The organism is Sphingomonas populi (genome assembly GCF_004208535.1).
Classification (GTDB): Bacteria; Pseudomonadota; Alphaproteobacteria; order Sphingomonadales; family Sphingomonadaceae; genus Sphingomonas; species Sphingomonas populi.
On record NZ_SGIS01000058.1, the window covers coordinates 1 to 17,375 of the forward strand.

The following is a 17,375-nucleotide window of genomic DNA, read 5'->3' on the forward strand; positions in this document are numbered from 1 at the left end:
TGCGGACACGCCCCTTGATCCCAATCTCGCTGCGCCCGCGCAGCCCGCCTCGGAGTCACACCAATGACCTTCATCCTTGCCGTTTCGGCTATCGCCCTCGCGACCGCTCCAGCATCCGGCCAGTTCGTCGCGTCTCCGAAGGTGCCGCCTCCTGTCGCCGCGCCCGCCAACGCACCGGCTTCGAAGTCCCCAATCAATCGCGTCCGCATTAAACGTCCGATCAACCCCAACGTGGTGGGCGTCGCCGCTGCCAACAGGGCGGCGACGCAGCAACCTCAGGCGCAGGGGTTCGTGAACGCCGTGCAGGTCTTTCCCTTTACGGATGGCGCGATCTACCAGGTCTACACCGCGCCGGGCGCGGTGACGGACATCGCCCTCCAGCCCGGCGAGAGCCTCGTGGCCGTCGCCGCAGGCGACACCGTGCGCTGGGTCATCGGCGACACGACCAGCGGCACCGGCGCGGATAAGCGCACGCATATCCTGGTGAAGCCGTTTGCTTCGGGTCTCGCCACCAACCTCGTTATCACCACCGACCGGCGGAGCTATCACGCACAGCTTACCGCCACGGCGCGCACCGCGATGGCGGCGCTGTCATGGACCTATCCGGCGGACCAGTTGATCGCGCTGCGCCGAGCTGCCGAGCAGGCCGCGGCGGCAGCACCGGTTTCGGAGGGCCTATCGCTCGATACCCTTCATTTCAACTACGCCATCAGCGGCGACCAGCCCGCATGGCGGCCCTTGCGCGCCTTCGACGATGGCCGGCAGACGTTCGTCGAGTTTCCGGCGAGCATTGCGGTTGGAGAGGCGCCGCCGTTCTTCATCATTGGTTCGTCGGGTGAGGCCGAACTCGCCAACTACCGCGTCCGCGGCCGCTTCTACGTCATCGATCGCATCTTCGATGTCGCCGAACTGAGGCTCGGCACCAAAAGGCAGCAGATCGTCCGCATCAACCGCGTCGCCGAAAGCGGCGCCGCGCGGAAGGGCAAGCGCTCATGAGCGAGGACGTCATCACGCCGGTTCCGAAGGTCGATCCCGAGAGCTTGTCCATCCGGAGCAAACCCGCCCGCGCGATCCGGTTTCGCCGGGGTGTCATCATCGCCATCGCCGCGCTTGGGTCTGTCAGTCTGATGGCGGTGGCCTGGATCGCGCTCAAGCCGCGCGTGTTCAGCGCCGTTGCCGATCGTCAGGAATTGTCGGAGCCGAGCAATCGGCCATCGGCTGACGCCTTGAACGGCTTGCCAGCAACCTACGGAGATGCGCCGAAACTTGGACCGCCATTACCCGGAGACCTTGGTCGACCGATCCTCGAGAGCCAGCGCCGGATGGCGACGGAAACCGGCACGGGCAGCGAACCATCGAACAGCCAAGCGGCGCAGGAACGGGAGCGCCAGCTCGCCGAACTCAGGGCCGCCCGCGAATCCGGCGTGCTGGTGCAGGGGCGCGCTGCCACTTCGGCGGCGAATGTCCCGGACGCGACGGGCACGCCAACGCCGACTCCGACGCCGGAGCCAAGTCCGGCGCTGAACCCCGATCATGATCCGAACGCGCAGGGCCGCAAGGCTCAGTTCGTCGGCACGCTCGACCGTTCGGGCGACGTCAACCCGCACACGCTGACTGCAGCGCCATCACCCTATCTGCTCTCGGCGGGGAGCGTCATCTCCGCTAGCCTGATTACCGGGCTTCGTTCCGACCTGCCCGGGTTGGTGACGGCGCAAGTCACCGCCAAGGTATTCGACAGTCCCACCGGCCGCATCCTCCTCATTCCGCAAGGATCGCGACTGATCGGCAGCTACGACAGCGTGGTGGCATTCGGGCAGAAGCGCGCGTTGATCGTCTGGCAGCGGATCATGCTGCCCGATGGCAGTTCGCTGAGGATCGACAATGTCCCGGCGACCGATGCGTCGGGCTATGCCGGACTCCAGGACAAGGTCGACTTCCACACTTGGGCACTGCTCAAGGGCGTTGCGTTATCCACTTTGCTCGGCGTCGGCTCCCAATTGACGGTTACGGGGGAAAGCGACCTCGTCCAGGCGATCCGGGAATCGACTCAGCAAAACGTTTCGCGCGCCGGCGATCAACTCACGTCGCGCAATCTCGACGTCCAGCCGACAATCACGATCCGACCCGGCGCGACCGTCCGGCTGGTCGTCCACAAGGATCTCATCCTCGCGCCCTGGAAGACATAGGAGACCGGAAAAATGCCAGACCTCAAGCTCGCGCGCATCCCCGATCGAACCCCCGTGAAGCTGACCATCAGCATCAGCCCGGATCTGAGTGCTGACTTGGCCGGCTACGCGACCCTGTACGAAAATGCCTATGGGCAGAAGGAAGCTGTGTCGGAGCTCATCCCCTATATGCTTCGCGCGTTCCTCGACAGCGACCGCGGTTTCGCGAAGATGCGGCAAGCCGGTACGAAAAGCTGAGCCATGCGCTCGCCGGATCGTCCCGATGCGCGATCGAGCAAGCACGGTCATCCCGCTATGGGGTCTGCGCCCGAAACCAAGCCGACGACTCTGTTGACGGCACCGGCAACACGACGCCATCACAAACCGGCGCGCGGGCAGATGCCATCGATACCGGTCCTGACCCGCGTTCGATCGAGCGTGTTAAGCTATCGGCCGCCTGAAATTGGGGAGCACTTCACGTCAGGTGGAAACCTGACGGCCCTTCTCGCTCAAATCTGCATCGACAGTGCCGGCTATGGACTTGTGTGCTTTGAAGGCGCACGCGTTGACACAATCTCCTTGATGTACTATTTCAAAGCGTACAAAGAAAGGTGCGTTATGCCAAGAGCCGTCATCGAAGATAATCCGCGCATGAGCCTGCGAATCAGGCCTGAGCAAAAGGCTCTGCTTGCGCGCGCCGCTGCGCTTCGGCAGACCGATCTCACAACCTTCGTCACGCGCTCAGCGCTTCGCGAAGCGGAGATCGTTGTCGAAGAGGCCGAGCGTATCAAGCTCTCGGAACGAGACAGCCTTCTCATCCTCGAACTCTTGGAAAACCCACCGCCGGCGAACGCCAGGCTGAGCGCTGCGATCGCAGCGATGCCTAAGCAGGCATGACATTGCCTGCTTGGCACGAGGAGGCGATTTCCAAAGCACATGATCGAGCGTCGTTCGATTGTGGAGACGCCGGCCTCAATACCTTCCTCCTGCGTTATGCACGCCAGAGCCATGAGTCAGGCGGCGCGAAAACCTTCCTGGCGATCGACGACACCGATAATCAGACCATCCTTGGTTTCTACAGCATCGCTCCGGGAAGCCTGAGCTACCCGGGCACTCCCGAGCTGGTGCGGCGAGGCCTGGCTAAGCACGAGGTGCCGGGCTTTCGGCTCGCACGACTTGCCACGCATGTCCGGGTCCAGTGGCAAGGTCTTGGTGGCCAGCTTCTCGGCATGATCGCTCGCCGATGCATCCGCGTCGCGGCCGAGGTTGGCGGCGTCATGCTTATTATCGACGCCAAGAACGAGCGGGCAGCCAATTGGTATGCGAGCTACGGCGCCGTGCCGCTCGATGACAGGCCGCTGACGCTCGCACTGTCATTCTCGACGCTGGAACGCGAGTTGAAGGTGTCCGACCAGCTCTGATTCATTTCGCGAATCGGAAACGGTCTATTGATTCAAAAAAATCATCGGGCGGCTTTTACTGGCATAGTAAGATTTGCGTCATGTTTGGCGCGGCGGAAGACCTCCCCGGTACTATAGACCTCGCGCGACGCTGCGCGCAATATTCCCAGGCGCTCTGCGATCGTCACCAGCGTCGACCTGTCGGGGCGATCCTCCAAGCCGCCAACCGCTTACCCAAGCCGGTTTCTGGCCGCTGAGGCGTTCAGCCCGCCGAAATCGACCTCGTTCAGGCGATCCGCGAATCGACCCAACAGAACGTTTCGCGCGCCGGTGACCAGCTCACGTCGTGCAATCTCGACGTCCAGCCGACAATCACGATGCGGCCCGGCGCGACCGTACGGCTGGTCGTCCACAAGGATCTCATTCTCGCGCCCTGGAAGGAATAGGAGACCGCAAAATGCCAGACCTCAAGCTCGCGCGTATCCCCGATCGAATCCCCGTCAAGCTAACCATCAGCATCAGCCCGGATTTACGCGCGGACCTGGCCGGCTAAACGATCCTGTACGAAAATGCCTATGGGCAGAAGGAAACCGTGCCGGACCTCATCCCCTATATGCTGCGCGCGTTCCTCGACAGCGACCGCGGTTTCGCGAAGATGCGGCATACCGGTCCGAAAAGCTGAGCCATGCCCTCGCCGGATCGGCCCGATATGCGATCGAGCCAGCACGGTCCCGCCATGGGTCTGCGGCCGAAACCATGCCGATGGCTCCGTTGACGGGCAGCAGCGATCACACCATGCCGAACTGACGCGCGGGCAGATGCCATCGATACCGGTCAAGACCCGCGTTTGATCGAGTGTGTTATATATTAGGCTTCGGCGCCGTCCGCAGTATGCCGATATGGTGCAAATGCTGACAAGGAGCGGCTCAAGACGGCTTCGGACGCCAGCCGGAGAAGCCTTATGAAGGTTGCCCTCTACGCATGATATTCGAGCGCCTCACAGCGCGACGCTTCGATTGCCGACCAACTTCGCATGTTTCGAGCTCATGTCGAGCGTCAGGGCCGGCAGATCGGCCAGGAAATGCCGATCGCCATCTCGGGCGCGCCGCTTTTGCAACCGACCATCCAGGCGTTGATCGTCGATGCGCTGCGGGGCCGGTTTCAGGTCCTCCTCGCCGAGGCGATGGGCCGCGCCTCGCGTGATCAGGAGGATCGCTCAGGCCAAACGCCGCAGATCGGTTTGAGCAGCCTCCGCAACCCACCGATGTGGTCCTGGGCGCCGCAAACTTCGGCAGCCTGGTCGAAACCGCCATCGCCGCGCGTTTGCAGTTGCCCGACAGGACCATATGCCAGCATAGAGCGCGCGATGGACGACACACTTCTCGCGACGATCACCGCCGTTATCGCCCGTGCGCCCGAATGGATTCGCCACGACCTGCTCTCGAAAGAAACGAGTATCCGCACCCGCGCCGAGGAAACGCTCGCTGCTATGATCGCGAATGCCTTACCGGAAATCGACCGCGCGTAAGGGTGGCCACCGTGCCAGGGTGCGGATTCGGTGATCAGAGCCAGAAGATGACGCTGGCTGCGAGGGCGGCTGCGGAGAAGAAGACAGGCATCGGTGGTATCGGGTGGCAACGCGGTGCCAGTCCTTCAGGCGTTCGAACATGATCTCGATACGGCTGCGGTGCCTGTATCTGCGCTTGTCGTACCTGGCGGATTCGCGCCGAGATTTAGGGACAAGCCGCGCGACCAGTTGAAGCCATGGAAGCAATCGGCGCAGCGGCGCGGCGGCGCAGGACCATCGTTCTGTGCCGCAGATGTCACGTCGTTCACCATGGTGGTCGGTTGCCGGCGGGATGGAGAGCCGTGTGCATTGAAAGGTGCATCTACGGTTCGGATGGAGGCACTGGGGCGTCCTCGCAAGAGGCGTCTCGCGCCGACCCTACCGAGACGCCAAAGGCGACTCGGTGGCGCTTAGCGCCATAGAGCTCGGCCGCGCGCCAGCGCGCGACGGCTAACGCCTGAATCCTCTCGGACTTTATGGTGACAGTCGGGCGCTCTGAGGGGCAGCGCGGTGCATCTCGGTCCCGAGCCCCTTGCTCCGCGCCGACACCATCTCGATCCTGATCGCAGCAAGCCATTGGATCACACACGAACCAGGATCATGCCATGGAAACCGACCCACCCGACCGCATTCTCCGCCTCAAAACCGTGCTCGATCGCACCGGCCTCAGCCGAGCAACGCTGTATCGAAAAGTACAGGCTGGCACGTTCCCGAAGCAGATCCGTATCGCGCTCCGCTGTACAGGTTGGCGGGAGTCTGCCGTCAACGACTGGGTGCGCAATCCGACGTTGCATGAGGCCAAGACTGATCAGTCGTAAAAAGCGGCCAGTCGAAACGGCGCACGTGGCATCGTTCCTGGGCAGGCGACAATTCTGAGATGGCCATTGCTGTGGAGGAGCGATCGTGGAGCCGCGACGCCGAGCGATACGCCGCTGACGCCAGCGCATTCGAGCCGCTGACGCACAATATTATCTTCGATGAAAATGTTATATCACAATTACGGTACGTAATTCATATTTTAGATTTCATGCCGGCGCGACGTATAAGCGCGATCTCGAGATTTACCTATCTCTGGACGGCGCTGCCCCTAGAATATATTGCGATATTTACCGCGATATATTCAGACGATAACTGGATGTTGCTTTAACGACAACATGGACGATCCTCATGCGCGAACCGCGTAACTATGACGTCGAGCTCCAGTCGCTCGACCAAAAGGCGAAAGCGCTCAAGCATCGCAAGATCAACCAACTCGGCGAACTGGTGATCGCGTGTCGCGCCGATATGCTGCCGGTCGATGTTCTGGCCGGTGCATTGCTGTCCGCCGGGAGCAGTGATGCGGCAGTACAGGAGGTTTGGCGGAAAGCTGGCGCCGTGATGTTTCAACGCAAAGCCAGAAGCAGCGAACCCCGAGCGACTGCGCCAGCCCTTGCATCAGCTTCGGCACCTGACAGGAATCGTCACCGCTTGATCGCGAGCACTGCCCGGCATGATCCGCGCGACTGGCAAGTGAAGCGCCGCGAGCGCACGCGTCAGTTGATTGAACTGGTCGGACTGATCGCCAGGTCCAGGCTGACCGATCTTACCGAGGACGATCGTGCGGTGATCTTCGGTATCCTCGTTGAAGCCGCCTGCGAAGTTGCGCATAGAAGATAAAGAATCGTCGGTTACGCTATGGCGACGTCGCGGCAAGCGCGCGTTCGAAGATGATTCTATCAACGACGATTTGCATTGATCGCGATTTTTCGCCACAGCGGCGGTGTCCGATACTGGATATCCCCCTGGTCGCAGCGAAACATCGCAGCAACACATATGGACATATTGATATGGAAGAAGAAACCCTGAACCCCGTCGAACTCGCGACCGAACTGACGATCGCGTGGCTCGGCAATCAGAACAACCGCGTCTCGGCTGACGATGTGCCGGCGTTCCTGCGCACGATGCACAATACGATCGTCGAACTTGGCTCGGGATCATCGGCAGCGGACGCGTCGGGCGGCGAAGCGGCCCCGACGGAAGAGTTCACGCCCGCCGTCTCGGTGCGCAAGTCGCTTGCCTCGAAGGATCACATCATCTCGATGATCGACGGCAAGCCTTACAAGACGCTGCGCCGTCATCTTTCGACGCATGGTCTGACCGACGTGCAGTACCGCGAGCGCTACAATCTGCGCTCCGACTACCCGATGGTTTCCGAGAACTATTCGCTCGCCCGCCGCGAAATGGCACAGCGGATCGGCCTTGGCCGCAAGGGTCGCGGTGGCGCAGCGACGCCCGCCGAAGCACCTGCCGCCAGCGAAGCGAGCGCGGCACCCGCGCCCGCCCCGGCGAAGCGCACGCGCCGCAAGGCTGCTGAAAACGCCTGATGTCTTGCTCGTATCGCCCGGCGTCAGTCGGGCGATACGAGCCGCTTTCTGCCGCTGGTACGATCGGCACGCTTCACGGGCGTAGCGTGACCGATCCGTCGCTGTTGGTCTGCGCCTTGAGCGGCAACACGGCTGTCACCGCCGTCGTGAAACTGCCGATATCGCCGGTTTCGACAGAGCCGCTGATGCGGGCGTCGGCAAAGCCGGGCGCATCGAGCCGAACCGGCGTAGTCACGTAGCGATTGACCTCGTTGATCGCATGCTTGAGCGTCATGCCGTCGAGCACAATACGCCCTTGCGTCCACGCCGTCGTCGGCGCCGTATCGATCGCCTGAACCCGGCTTATGCGGGAGCCGTCGAGGATCAGCCGCTGCCCGGCTTGCAACTGCGCCACAGGCCGGTCCGCCGAACTGACCCGCACCCTGCCCTCGATCAGCGTAACGTCGATCCGGTCGCCACTGCGGTGGACATCGAACTGCGTGCCTGTTGCGAGCACGCGCGTGCCGCCGGCATCCACGGTGAAGGGTCGCGCGGCATCATGCGCGACCGTGAAATACGCCTGGCCCTTGGCGAGTGAAATGCGGCGCGCATCTTTGGCGAAGGTAACCGTCAGCGCGGTGTCGGTATCAAGCGTCAGCTTCGACCCGTCCGCCAGCCTTATGGTGCGCTGTTCGCCGATTTTGGTCGCGTATTGCTCGCCGCCCGAGGGCCATACCGCCAAGGTCGTCAGGCAGACCGCAACCACGCCAAGCACCGCTGCCGCCATCGTCCCCAACCCCGGATATCGTCTGACAGGTCGAGCGGCGGATCGCGTCATCGCCTGCTCCGTGGCGGCGACGATCGCAGGGCGATCGGCAAGCGTGCCGGCCTGCCTGTAAAGGCGATCGACGGCGTCGAACGCTTCGCGATTCCCCTCGCCCTTTCGCCACTCGAAGAACTGCTCGAGCGTTCGGGCCGACACGGGCAGCGTCTGCAACCGCGCGTACCAGTGCGCGGCTTGCGTGCACGCATCGCCGCCGCTCGCATCATTGTCGTTCATGGACATGTGCCGTCGCTCAGTCGCGCAATCTGCTCATGCACAATGCCAGCGCCTTACCCATCCGCCACTCCACGGTCTTGACCGAGATGCCGAGCGTTGTCGCGATCTCGACATTGCTCATATGCCGGAAACGGCTGAGCACGAAGACGTCGCGCATCTTTTCAGGCAGATCGAGCACGATCCGCTCCAGTTCGAGAATGGCCTCCTGCTCGGACATGCCATGCCTGTCACCACGACCTTGATCGGCGGTGACGCCCTCGCGATGCTGCTGGCAAACCGCCTCGCGCCGCTTGCGGTCGCGGAACAGGTTGAGTGCCGTCTGCGACAGGAAAGCTTTGGGATGCTGGATGTTGTCCGTCTTGCAGCCGGCGGCGCGGAGCCACGTGTCCTGGACGATGTCGTCGACATCGGTCGGCTGGGCACGCAGACGGTGCGCGACGAGGGCGCGGAGCCACCCGGCGTGACTTCGATACAGATGATCCAATTGCTGTAGGCCCGCGCTATCGAGCCTTGCAAGGCGGTCCATCTCTCGTTCCGAGCCCATCAAAGTAAGCTCCCGATATCCCAAACGATATGACAATTTACATATTATAGTAGATAAACCTGCTCGCGCATACCCGCCAATAATTTTGCGCGTGGATATGCGGAAACTTGTTGGCGATAATTGCGCCCGAATCCGCAAAGCGCGGGGTTATACGCAGGAGCAACTCGCGGACCTGTCGGGGCTAAGTCAGCAATATCTCAGCGATTTAGAGCGAGGAAAGCGCAATCCCACGGTCGTCACGGTGTACGAAATCGCCTTGGCGCTAGGCGTCAGTCATCTCGACTTGCTGCAGCCATAGCTACTGGTTCGGCCGTAAGATGAACGACTGCCCTGGCGCCATTTGCCACGCGAAAACGTAGGAGTTCAAGCGCGCTGAACAGGGATGATTGCCGATGAGGTAATTTCGATGGGCGGCTCGCACAGTCCTGCTCTCCGGCACGATTGCTGCGACCTTGGCGGCCGCAAAGCCGGCGCCGACTCCGCCCGGTCCTACGATGGCTACAAGTAATGGCTCGTTGCCTGTGACAATGCGCTCAACCGCGCTGCCAAGGGTTCTTGGATGCCCATCCGGGGACCGAGATCGTCATCGACCGCGATGCGGGGCCTGCCGGCAAGCTGGCGATGTCGATCCGCGCCGACCGCGCCTTCGCGCTCGGCGATTTCAGAATTGACGGCAAGCTTGCCGGGCTTCACGGGCAGGCGTGGCGGCTCGACGCTACGACCGACGAGACGACGCTTTCGAGCAGCGATTTACCGGCGATCCGACAACTGTCGCGCGCCGACGCAACACGACAAAGGTAACGCTGGGCGGAGACGCCGAAGTGTCGCTCGACGGGTTTGCCGCCGCGGTCTTGCGTATGGACGACCGGCAGGGCCGGGTCGGCGGCTTGATCCCATCAGGATGCGTCTGTCTCGTCAGGGCCAAGGATGATCAGGCTGCCAGTGCTGGTAGGCTGATGCGCGGGTTATCGCTCAACGTGCTGATTGTTTCCAGCGTCATGTAGCGGCGTGACACCGACCACTTGATGGCATGGACCACCCCCATTGGAGAACACTACGATCCGATGGGATCATCAAAGCCCCGCCTCGTAGCAAATATGGTGTTCCACCCCCGGGGCCGCCAAGCTTGCCCAGCAGTTTCGTCAGCGCCGCCGGCGCGTTGGCGATCTCGCCATGCTGGCGCACGTCTGCGCGCTTGCCATCCTCTGTCACCGCCACTGCTATCGTGTTCTTGCGGACGTCCAGCCCGACATACTTCACCGTACTGCTCATTGCTCGCCTCCATGCAGGAGGCCGCGCCGACCAGTCCGACGCGACCTTGCCGCTGCATATTACGAAACGGGGTCACCCAGCCTCAGGCGATCATGTGGTCTAGCGGCGTACATCATGAAGAACGCGCGTCCCGCAAGGGACCTCGTCGCGCCGGCCGGTTCCTCCGTTCATCGGAATGGGGTCGTGCAACGCGGCCCGGAGTTGGCAAGCTCGGAGGGCGGTTCGCGCGCCTGGACAGCACCACTCCCTCTTCGGCATTGGCGAGCAGCGCCAGTGCCAGCATCAGGAAAACCTGCCCGATCGTGTCCCGGTCAAACAACGAGCTCTCGGTACCATTATGGCCAATGCAAAAGATCACCATCGATGCGATCAGCGCGCAGGCAGCGAAGCGGAAGCCGGGCCGCGCGAGCAGGCGACCGAGCGGCCAAATCAGCGTGGCGGCGAGGACGATGATTAGCCCAGGGAGGCCGATCGTAACCATCAAGTCTAGAAACCCATTATGGCCTTGCGTGACGGTTCTCAACCAACCCACCTGCTCGCTTTCAATGGGACTGGTAGCATTGATATTCCAAAACGAACCGTAACCCGCACCGAGCATCGGATTGCCGAGATAGTAGTGAACCATCGGTTTCCAGATCGTTGTACGGCCGGTCAGGTTGCTTGGATCGCTGACATAGTTCAGCATCGTGTCGCTCTGCATGCCAAAGTGGAATGCAACCGCCAGCACAGCGATAAGCGTAGCGGCGATGCCGATTCTAGCGTGGCGCGAGAACCGCAGCACGGTCGCATAGCGACGGTTAAACAGCGCTACGCCAAACCCGAGAATCAGTGCCACGATGATCAGCCCAATCGATGTTTTCGAACTGGACAGAATCAGAAAGACGCCCGCACCGACGATGGCACTGCCCATCGCCCAATAGGGCAGCTTGCGCCGATCGAACGCGAACACGATGATCGTCAGGGCGGAGATTAGGCCGGCAAAGTTCTTGTGCGCCATCATGCCGCGCCAGTCGCCAGCGAGTCCGTCTGCGTCAGCCGGTTGGTGAATGCCGATGGTCGGAAACAATAGTGATGTCGCAAAATTGGCGATCAGCACCAGGATCAGCGCGCATCGGACCATCAACAGCGTGCGTTCATAGCCCAGCTGGCGCACCAGCGCGAAGACAGACCACAAAACGAGGCTGGTAAGGATCAGGCGACGCACACCGACGCCAGGATCGATCGCCCAAAGCAGACTTAGCCAGCACCAACCAAGCGCAACAACGAGCGGCCACGGCACCACCGCCAAGCGTTCGGGATGGCGCACCGGCCGCATAGCCAGAACCGCCAGCGCGAACACAACCAGATATCCGGCTTGCCGACCGAGGTTGCCCGCGCCTTCCGCATTATCCCCGAGGATCGTCATCGCCGGGCCAAGCAACGTCAGCGCCAGCAATCCCACCATCCCCGCCATTGCGACGGGCAAGCGCACGGGGTGCGAAAAATCGGTGATGCTGCGTGCTCTTATCGCCACCGCTGAAACTCCGGCGCCCGCTTGGCAGCGCTATTGATCATCTTCATTGCCTACGGACTTTGCGACGTCTGCTCAAGGCACTGGCGAATGCATTCGTCGCAACAGCGGCAAACTTGGCACCAGGTCCGATATCCCATTCCTAGTGGTCAGAACGCGACGGATGAGTCCCACCAAACGCACCAGAAAAGCTGGATTCCCGCCGATCCTGACGGAACCATTCGTCTGAATCTATCCACTAGCAATCTCCGTTTACAGAGTCGATCGTCGCAGCGGAAATGTGCCCCACACGGTGAGAGCAAAAGGCACCTAGGCTTCGCAAAAGGGCGATTCCACCGGCTGGAACCTGTTGACAGATGCAACGTCACCTGCGCATTCGAAGTTGCGGTGCAGCATACGGGGAAACGACTGTGGCCATCAAAATAGCCGTCGTGGGCTTAGGCAAAATGGGTTTATCTCATCTCGCTATCGTCAATGCTCTCGATCATTTCGATGTTATCGCAATGTGCGATACATCCAGCATCGTCGGCGGGGTGCTCAGCAAATACACCAAAATTCCGTTCGAAGAAGATTTCGACAAGCTTATCGCGTTGCCGGGGTTGCAGGCAGTTATCATCGCCACTCCGACCACGACGCATGACTGGATGTCGCGCAAGGCGATTGAGCGCGGTTTGCATGTTTTTTGTGAAAAGCCATTGACCTTGTCGTCGGCTGTCTCGGAAGAACTCGCTGCAGCAGCCGATGCCAAAGGCCTAGTCACTCAGGTTGGCTATCACAATCGCTTCATCGGCACGTTCGGCGAGATCAAAAAGCTGATCGAGGCCGGTGCGATCGGCAAGGTTACGCACGTTCAGGCTGAAGCTTACGGTCCGGTCGTGCTCAAGCCGGCCAAACCGACCTGGCGCGGCAAGGCGGGTGGCGGTGGCGGTTGCCTCTACGATTACGCAGCGCATCCGCTCAACCTGCTCAACTGGTATTTCGGCGACACGGCAGCTGCGAGCGGCGCGCTGCTTAAGAGCGGTTTCTCGGCCGAGGTCGATGACGAAGTCTATGCCTCTCTCGGCTTCGCCGATGGCGTCACCGGTCAGCTCTCGGTCAACTGGTCCGACCCGTCTGTTCGTAAGATGACGACGCGCATCACGATCTGGGGCACCGGCGGCCGCATCTATGCCGATCGCCAGGAAATTCAGGTGTTCCTGACAGGCACCGCGCCAATTCCTGAAACCTATCGGACGGGTTGGACGACCAAGTACATCACCGAGCTGACCCCGCCGGTCAGCTACTATCTACGCGGCGAGGAGTATAGCGCTCAGATGGAAGCCTTCGGCGACGCGATCGCGGCGGGAAAAGGGGCCGCAGAGAATTCGTTCGCCAGCGCGGCCCTGACCGATGCCTCGATCGAGATGATCCGTGCATCTGCCCAAGATGGCGGCGGCATTGGCAGCTTCGGCGTGACCGAAGCCGCCCCTCGCAAGGCGGGGCTGGTAGGCCGCATTCTGGGGCGCTGAACCTTGGCTCGCAAAAAGCGCCTTCTTGCCCTTGCGTCCGGTGGCGGCCACTGGATCGAACTGCTGCGCTTGCGCCCGGCGTTCGAGGGGTGGGATGTCGCCTATGTATCGATGTTCGAGAACTATACCTCGTCGATTCCCGGCGCGCGCTATTATACCGTTCCCGATGCATCGCGCTTCGACAAACTGGCCTTTCCCAAGGTCTTCGCTCGCGCGCTGCCGATCATGTTGAAGGAACGGCCGCACGCGATTGTAACGACCGGCTCCGCGCCAATGCTGGCTTTTTTGATGATCGCCAAGCTGATGGGCACCAAGACGCTGTGGATCGACAGCATCGCGCAGGCCGAGGAGATGTCCTCGTCCGGCAAGGTTGCAAAGAAGCTCGCCACCAAGGCTGTGGCGCAATGGCCGGAGGTCGCCAAGGCCGAAGGGCTGGAGTGTTGGGGGGCCGTACTGTGATTTTTGCTTCGGTCGGCTCCATGCTGCCGTTCGAGCGGCTGGTGCGCGCCGTCGACGATTGGGCACATGCCAATCCATCGCAAGATGTATTCATTCAGATCGGCGACACCGAATATGAGCCGAAGCACGCCCCATTTGCGCGAATGATCCCGATGACCCAATATCGTCAGCGGCTGCGGGACTGCGACCTGTTCGTCGCCCATGTCGGCATGGGATCGATCCTCCAGGCTCTGGAGGATCGCAAGCAGATGCTGATGCTACCGCGCCATCAGGAATGGGGCGAACATACCACCGATCACCAGATCCACACCGCAGAGCGTTTCGGCTATCTGCCCGGGTTGAAGGTGGTGGATACGGTGGACGATTTACATCGCGAGATGAGCGCGTTGCTCGACGCGCCGCTCATGATGGGTGATGCGATTTCTAACCATGCGGACCCCGGGCTGATTGCCGGGGTCCGTGATTTTCTTAACGGCGCACGAGCCTGATCCTGAGGGACCGAGATGGAACGAATTCTTTTCGGCGATAACCAGTTCTTCGGCATCAACCACATGTCGGAGGAAAAGGCGCGGCAGCAAGCCATGCGCTTTCAAGACATCGACAACATTGTCGATGTCCTGCAGTCCGCTTTGCATGCCGGTGCCGGTGGTTTCATGTGCACCACCCACGACACGATCGAAAAGATCGCCGACCGGGTCCGTGCCGATCGTGAAGCGTGGAAGGGCTTCACCTTCTACCCAGGCATGCCCTACGCCCATAAATACGCCAATGCAGTGACCGAACTCGGGTACTTCGACGCGATGCGCAAATTCCTCCCCTCGGAGGGTTTGGTCGATACGATGCTGCGCGGCGGCAAGGCTGTGTTGAACCGTGATATCGAAGGCATGATGACGCTACTTGTCGATGCCGAGATGAAGATGTTCCGCGGCCTCGATACGCCGGTCATCTTCCTGCAAAACGTCGTGACCGACCTCGTGCAGGGCCTCGGGATCGTCGATGCGTTCCGCATTTTCGCCGAGCATTGCAAGAAGCGCTACAATGCTGAAGCGGGCTTCATCACGATGAATTTGCCGATGCTTCTGCCGATGCTGAAAGAAGCTGGTATCGAAAATCCGATCGTCTGCGCGAACGTCAACAAGATCGCATTCCGCATGTCGGGCGGGATCGAGGGCTATCGTGAAGCGACCACCAAATATCCGGCGCGGGTGATCGCGATGTCGGTGCTGGGTTCGGGCGCTATCCGCCCGAGCGAGGCGATTGAGTGGGTTGTCAACGAACCCTACGTCGAATCGATCCTGTTCGGGGCATCGAGCAAGGCCAACATTGTTAACACTGTCGACCTGATCAGGGAGCATGATGCGAAACGAGCGACTAGCGCCGCTTGAGAAAGGCGAGAGCCGCGAAGAAGGGAGCCAAGGCTTCTCATCACCTGCCGCCAATGCCGTGGCGGCATCGTGTAGGCGCCGGCACCCAAACGGCTCATTGAAGGCGGCATGGCGACGGCTTCGACTCTCGCCTGGATTGCGACGATGCGCTTCGCCTGATCGGTCCCGCTCAACCGCCAGATGCAAGTGCTGGCAGGCCAAGGCCTTCTGGTCGACCGGTCAGTGCTTGTCGGTTGGATGAAGCGCGTCGCCTGGTGGCTTGAAGGCCTCTACGAACGGCAACTCGCCTTCATCCATTCCCAACCACGAATATTTGTCGATGAAACGCGGATGCCAGTGTTCGAAAAGGGGCAACGGCGAACTGGACTTGCCCCGCATAAGTGGAGAGGCATTTGCTCAGCGTGACGCGGTTCGTTCGAACGTAACCGCCCGGTTGCTACCCGGCGGGCTGCGCTTTGACGGTCTTGATGACGTCGGGGTCATCGACGAAATCCTCAAGGAATTGATCCCACTCGTCGGGAGATCGCCGTGCCGTGGTGATCATGTCGCGCAGCTCGTCGATACCATCGTCGGTTAGAGCGGTGCGAGTGTCGTCCGGGGCGAAACTGACGCTGATGATCGAGTCGTAGGTCAGGTTGTCGTCATTGCTGACGATGGCGTCGATGAGGTCCGGGTGCTCGCCGAGGATGTCAGCGACATAATCGAGCATGAAGACGTGTCTGACGGTTGCCATGAGATGGCCTTTCCTACTGCGCGAGCGGGCGCCAATTCCACGGAAGGAGTTCGTCGATCCGGTTGATCTTGTGATCATGGACGCGACGGAACAGGTCCGTGAGATAGGCCTGCGGATCGAGGTTGTTCATTTTGGCGCTTTCGATGATCGTCATGGCGCGCGCCAGGGTCTCGGCGCCGGTCTCGGCGCCGGCCTCGGAGCCGGCAAATAGCCAATTCTTTCTTCCGATTCCAATGGATCGCAGGGCGCGCTCCGCCGCATTGTTATCGATGGCGACGCGGCCATCGTCGCAGCCGCCGTCCCTGCAAAAAACACAGCTCGACGACGGACGGCGAGAGTATCGGCTCTTCGAATGCAGCCGCCGCCTGCGGTGGCGAGGGCACGATATCGACCGGTAGAAAGATCGCCTGGATGGGAGTGTCAGGATTTTCGTGTGTGGGCGGGCATGATGGGTAAAAAGGAATCCCACTATGCCTCGACGCAAAGAACCCGCGATCCCCACCGAGCTTCTCGATCAACTACTGGCGGGCGGCGACGCCAGGGCTGCATTTGATCAGGGCGGCTTGCTCGACTCTCTGAAGAAAGCGCTCACCGAGCGTGCCTTGAACGCGGAGATGGATCACCACCTCGCCGGCGAAGACGGCACCGGCAACACGCGCAACGGCTACGGTCGGAAGACCGTCATGACCGACTCCGGCAAGCTGGCAATCGACGTGCCGCGCGGCCGACAGTCGAGCTTCGACCCACAACTGATCGCCAAGTACCAGCGGCGCTTTCCGGGCTTCGATGATAAGATCGTGTCGATGTACGCGCGCGGCATGAGCACCCGCGAGATCACCGGGCATCTGCACGATCTGTACGGCATCGATGTCTCGCCCGACCTGATCAGTACGGTGACCGACGCCGTGCTCGACGAGGTCGCAACCTGGCAGCAGCGACCGCTCGACGCGGTCTACCCGCTCGTCTTTTTCGACGCGATCCGGGTGAAGATCCGCGACGAAGGCATGGTCCGCAACAAGCCTGTCCTGAGCTTCGCCGAAGGGGCGATCCACATCGCGCTGGGTGTCCGTGCTGACGGCGGCAAGGAGGTGCTCGACCTGTGGATCGAGCAGAACGAAGGCGCCAAATTCTGGCTGCGCGTGATGAACGAGCTTCGTAACCGCGGCGTCGAAGATGTCCTGCTGGCCGTCGTCGACGGCCTCAAAGGCTTCCCCGAGGCGATTACCGCCGTGTTCCCCGAAACGATCGTACAGACCTGCATCGTTCACCTGCTGCGCAACTCGATGGACTTCGTCTCCTGGAATATCGCGCGACAATCAGGATCGGAGCTTGCGTCAATCAGGATCGGAATCCGTGACCGCGTTGTTGCTAGTGTGTTCCGCCTGATTGTCGCTGGCAAGCGTTATGTTGGAAGTTGATTGTCGCGGCGC

The 17,375-nt window shown here is 61.3% G+C and carries 21 protein-coding genes and 5 pseudogenes; 19 read left to right on the plus strand and 7 right to left on the minus strand.

The features are described 5' to 3' along the window. The first annotated feature begins 63 nt into the window (after positions 1-63). The 8 genes and pseudogenes from trbG (at position 64) to EWE75_RS21970 (ending at position 5,093) form a co-directional block, all read left to right on the plus strand. Positions 64-996, plus strand: coding sequence for a P-type conjugative transfer protein TrbG (gene trbG / locus EWE75_RS21935; protein WP_130160223.1), 933 nt, complete (start codon positions 64-66; stop codon positions 994-996). Beyond that, complete coding sequence (locus tag EWE75_RS21940) at positions 993-2,186, plus strand: TraB/TrbI/VirB10 family type IV secretion system protein (RefSeq protein WP_130160224.1); 1,194 nt, start codon at positions 993-995, stop codon at positions 2,184-2,186. Before trbG ends, EWE75_RS21940 begins: the two co-directional genes overlap by 4 nt. Positions 2,187-2,198: 12 nt before the next feature. Next, on the plus strand, positions 2,199-2,423 hold the full coding sequence (locus EWE75_RS21945; protein ID WP_130160225.1) for a DUF2274 domain-containing protein: 225 nt from the start codon (positions 2,199-2,201) through the stop codon (positions 2,421-2,423). Between the two features lie 3 nt (positions 2,424-2,426). After that, positions 2,427-3,062, plus strand: a complete 636-nt coding sequence (locus EWE75_RS25735; RefSeq protein ID WP_231708506.1) for a type II toxin-antitoxin system TacA family antitoxin — start codon at positions 2,427-2,429, stop codon at positions 3,060-3,062. Beyond that, entirely contained in the window at positions 3,059-3,586 is a 528-nt protein-coding gene (locus EWE75_RS21955) for an N-acetyltransferase (protein WP_130160226.1), read from the plus strand. The genes EWE75_RS25735 and EWE75_RS21955 overlap by 4 nt, the downstream gene beginning before the upstream one ends. Positions 3,587-3,858: 272 nt before the next feature. After that, positions 3,859-4,011, plus strand: coding sequence for a hypothetical protein (locus EWE75_RS21960; protein ID WP_427915809.1), 153 nt, complete (start codon positions 3,859-3,861; stop codon positions 4,009-4,011). A gap of 11 nt (positions 4,012-4,022) precedes the next feature. After that, positions 4,023-4,247, plus strand: a pseudogene (locus EWE75_RS21965) (DUF2274 domain-containing protein). Positions 4,248-4,646: 399 nt separating this feature from the next. Continuing rightward, positions 4,647-5,093 carry a hypothetical protein gene (locus EWE75_RS21970; RefSeq protein ID WP_130160227.1) on the plus strand — a complete coding sequence of 149 codons (447 nt, stop codon included), beginning with the start codon at positions 4,647-4,649 and terminating at the stop codon, positions 5,091-5,093. Between the two features lie 34 nt (positions 5,094-5,127). Here EWE75_RS21970 and EWE75_RS21975 read toward each other — a convergent pair. Then, positions 5,128-5,279: pseudogene (locus EWE75_RS21975) on the minus strand (IS5/IS1182 family transposase); the annotation flags it as partial. A gap of 458 nt (positions 5,280-5,737) precedes the next feature. On the opposite strand from EWE75_RS21975, the gene EWE75_RS21980 reads away from it, so the two are divergent. From EWE75_RS21980 to EWE75_RS21995, 3 genes are all read left to right on the plus strand, one after another. After that, positions 5,738-5,950, plus strand: a complete 213-nt coding sequence (locus tag EWE75_RS21980; RefSeq protein ID WP_130160228.1) for a helix-turn-helix transcriptional regulator — start codon at positions 5,738-5,740, stop codon at positions 5,948-5,950. Between the two features lie 349 nt (positions 5,951-6,299). Beyond that, positions 6,300-6,788 (plus strand): conjugal transfer protein TraD, encoded by a 489-nt coding sequence (locus EWE75_RS26185; RefSeq protein ID WP_345789403.1) that lies wholly within the window; start codon positions 6,300-6,302, stop codon positions 6,786-6,788. A gap of 170 nt (positions 6,789-6,958) precedes the next feature. Then, positions 6,959-7,495, plus strand: coding sequence for a Ros/MucR family transcriptional regulator (locus tag EWE75_RS21995; protein ID WP_130160229.1), 537 nt, complete (start codon positions 6,959-6,961; stop codon positions 7,493-7,495). A 73-nt stretch (positions 7,496-7,568) separates the two neighbouring features. On the opposite strand, the gene EWE75_RS22000 is transcribed toward EWE75_RS21995, so the two are convergent. After that, positions 7,569-8,534 carry a FecR family protein gene (locus tag EWE75_RS22000; protein WP_165388484.1) on the minus strand — a complete coding sequence of 322 codons (966 nt, stop codon included), beginning with the start codon at positions 8,532-8,534 and terminating at the stop codon, positions 7,569-7,571. A gap of 16 nt (positions 8,535-8,550) precedes the next feature. Next, on the minus strand, positions 8,551-9,060 hold the full coding sequence (locus tag EWE75_RS22005) for an RNA polymerase sigma factor (RefSeq protein ID WP_231708507.1): 510 nt from the start codon (positions 9,058-9,060) through the stop codon (positions 8,551-8,553). Between the two features lie 115 nt (positions 9,061-9,175). Between EWE75_RS22005 and EWE75_RS22010 the strand changes: the two genes are divergently transcribed. Beyond that, positions 9,176-9,376: a helix-turn-helix transcriptional regulator gene (locus tag EWE75_RS22010; RefSeq protein WP_345789404.1), complete on the plus strand. Its 201-nt coding sequence runs from the start codon at positions 9,176-9,178 to the stop codon at positions 9,374-9,376. Between the two features lie 257 nt (positions 9,377-9,633). Then, the gene (locus EWE75_RS22015) at positions 9,634-9,879 is read left to right on the plus strand and encodes a hypothetical protein (RefSeq protein ID WP_130160233.1); all 246 of its coding nucleotides are present in this window, start codon (positions 9,634-9,636) and stop codon (positions 9,877-9,879) included. Between the two features lie 195 nt (positions 9,880-10,074). Here the strand turns inward: EWE75_RS22015 and EWE75_RS25180 are convergent, their stop codons facing one another. Then, positions 10,075-10,350 (minus strand): hypothetical protein, encoded by a 276-nt coding sequence (locus EWE75_RS25180; RefSeq protein ID WP_165388483.1) that lies wholly within the window; start codon positions 10,348-10,350, stop codon positions 10,075-10,077. Between the two features lie 112 nt (positions 10,351-10,462). Then, positions 10,463-11,863 (minus strand): O-antigen ligase family protein, encoded by a 1,401-nt coding sequence (locus EWE75_RS22020; protein WP_130160234.1) that lies wholly within the window; start codon positions 11,861-11,863, stop codon positions 10,463-10,465. Between the two features lie 407 nt (positions 11,864-12,270). Between EWE75_RS22020 and EWE75_RS22025 the strand changes: the two genes are divergently transcribed. The 5 genes and pseudogenes from EWE75_RS22025 to EWE75_RS22045 all read left to right on the plus strand — a co-directional run. Next, a complete protein-coding gene (locus EWE75_RS22025) occupies positions 12,271-13,368 on the plus strand; it encodes a Gfo/Idh/MocA family protein (protein ID WP_206364842.1) in 1,098 nt (365 codons plus the stop codon). A 3-nt stretch (positions 13,369-13,371) separates the two neighbouring features. Further along, a complete protein-coding gene (locus tag EWE75_RS22030) occupies positions 13,372-13,827 on the plus strand; it encodes a glycosyltransferase family protein (RefSeq protein ID WP_130160236.1) in 456 nt (151 codons plus the stop codon). After that, a complete protein-coding gene (locus EWE75_RS22035; protein ID WP_130160237.1) occupies positions 13,824-14,315 on the plus strand; it encodes a glycosyltransferase in 492 nt (163 codons plus the stop codon). The genes EWE75_RS22030 and EWE75_RS22035 overlap by 4 nt, the downstream gene beginning before the upstream one ends. A gap of 15 nt (positions 14,316-14,330) precedes the next feature. Further along, on the plus strand, positions 14,331-15,212 hold the full coding sequence (locus tag EWE75_RS22040; protein ID WP_130160238.1) for a hypothetical protein: 882 nt from the start codon (positions 14,331-14,333) through the stop codon (positions 15,210-15,212). Between the two features lie 174 nt (positions 15,213-15,386). Beyond that, positions 15,387-15,617 (plus strand): annotated as a pseudogene (locus tag EWE75_RS22045) (IS66 family transposase); the annotation flags it as partial. Between the two features lie 31 nt (positions 15,618-15,648). Here the strand turns inward: EWE75_RS22045 and EWE75_RS22050 are convergent. Together EWE75_RS22050 and EWE75_RS22055 are read right to left on the minus strand one after the other, a co-directional pair. Beyond that, on the minus strand, positions 15,649-15,945 hold the full coding sequence (locus tag EWE75_RS22050) for a hypothetical protein (RefSeq protein WP_130160240.1): 297 nt from the start codon (positions 15,943-15,945) through the stop codon (positions 15,649-15,651). A 13-nt stretch (positions 15,946-15,958) separates the two neighbouring features. Further along, a pseudogene (locus tag EWE75_RS22055) lies at positions 15,959-16,234 on the minus strand (transposase domain-containing protein); the annotation flags it as partial. A 181-nt stretch (positions 16,235-16,415) separates the two neighbouring features. On the opposite strand from EWE75_RS22055, the pseudogene EWE75_RS22060 reads away from it, so the two are divergent. Further along, a pseudogene (locus EWE75_RS22060) lies at positions 16,416-17,285 on the plus strand (IS256 family transposase); the annotation flags it as partial. Positions 17,286-17,375 lie beyond the last annotated feature (90 nt).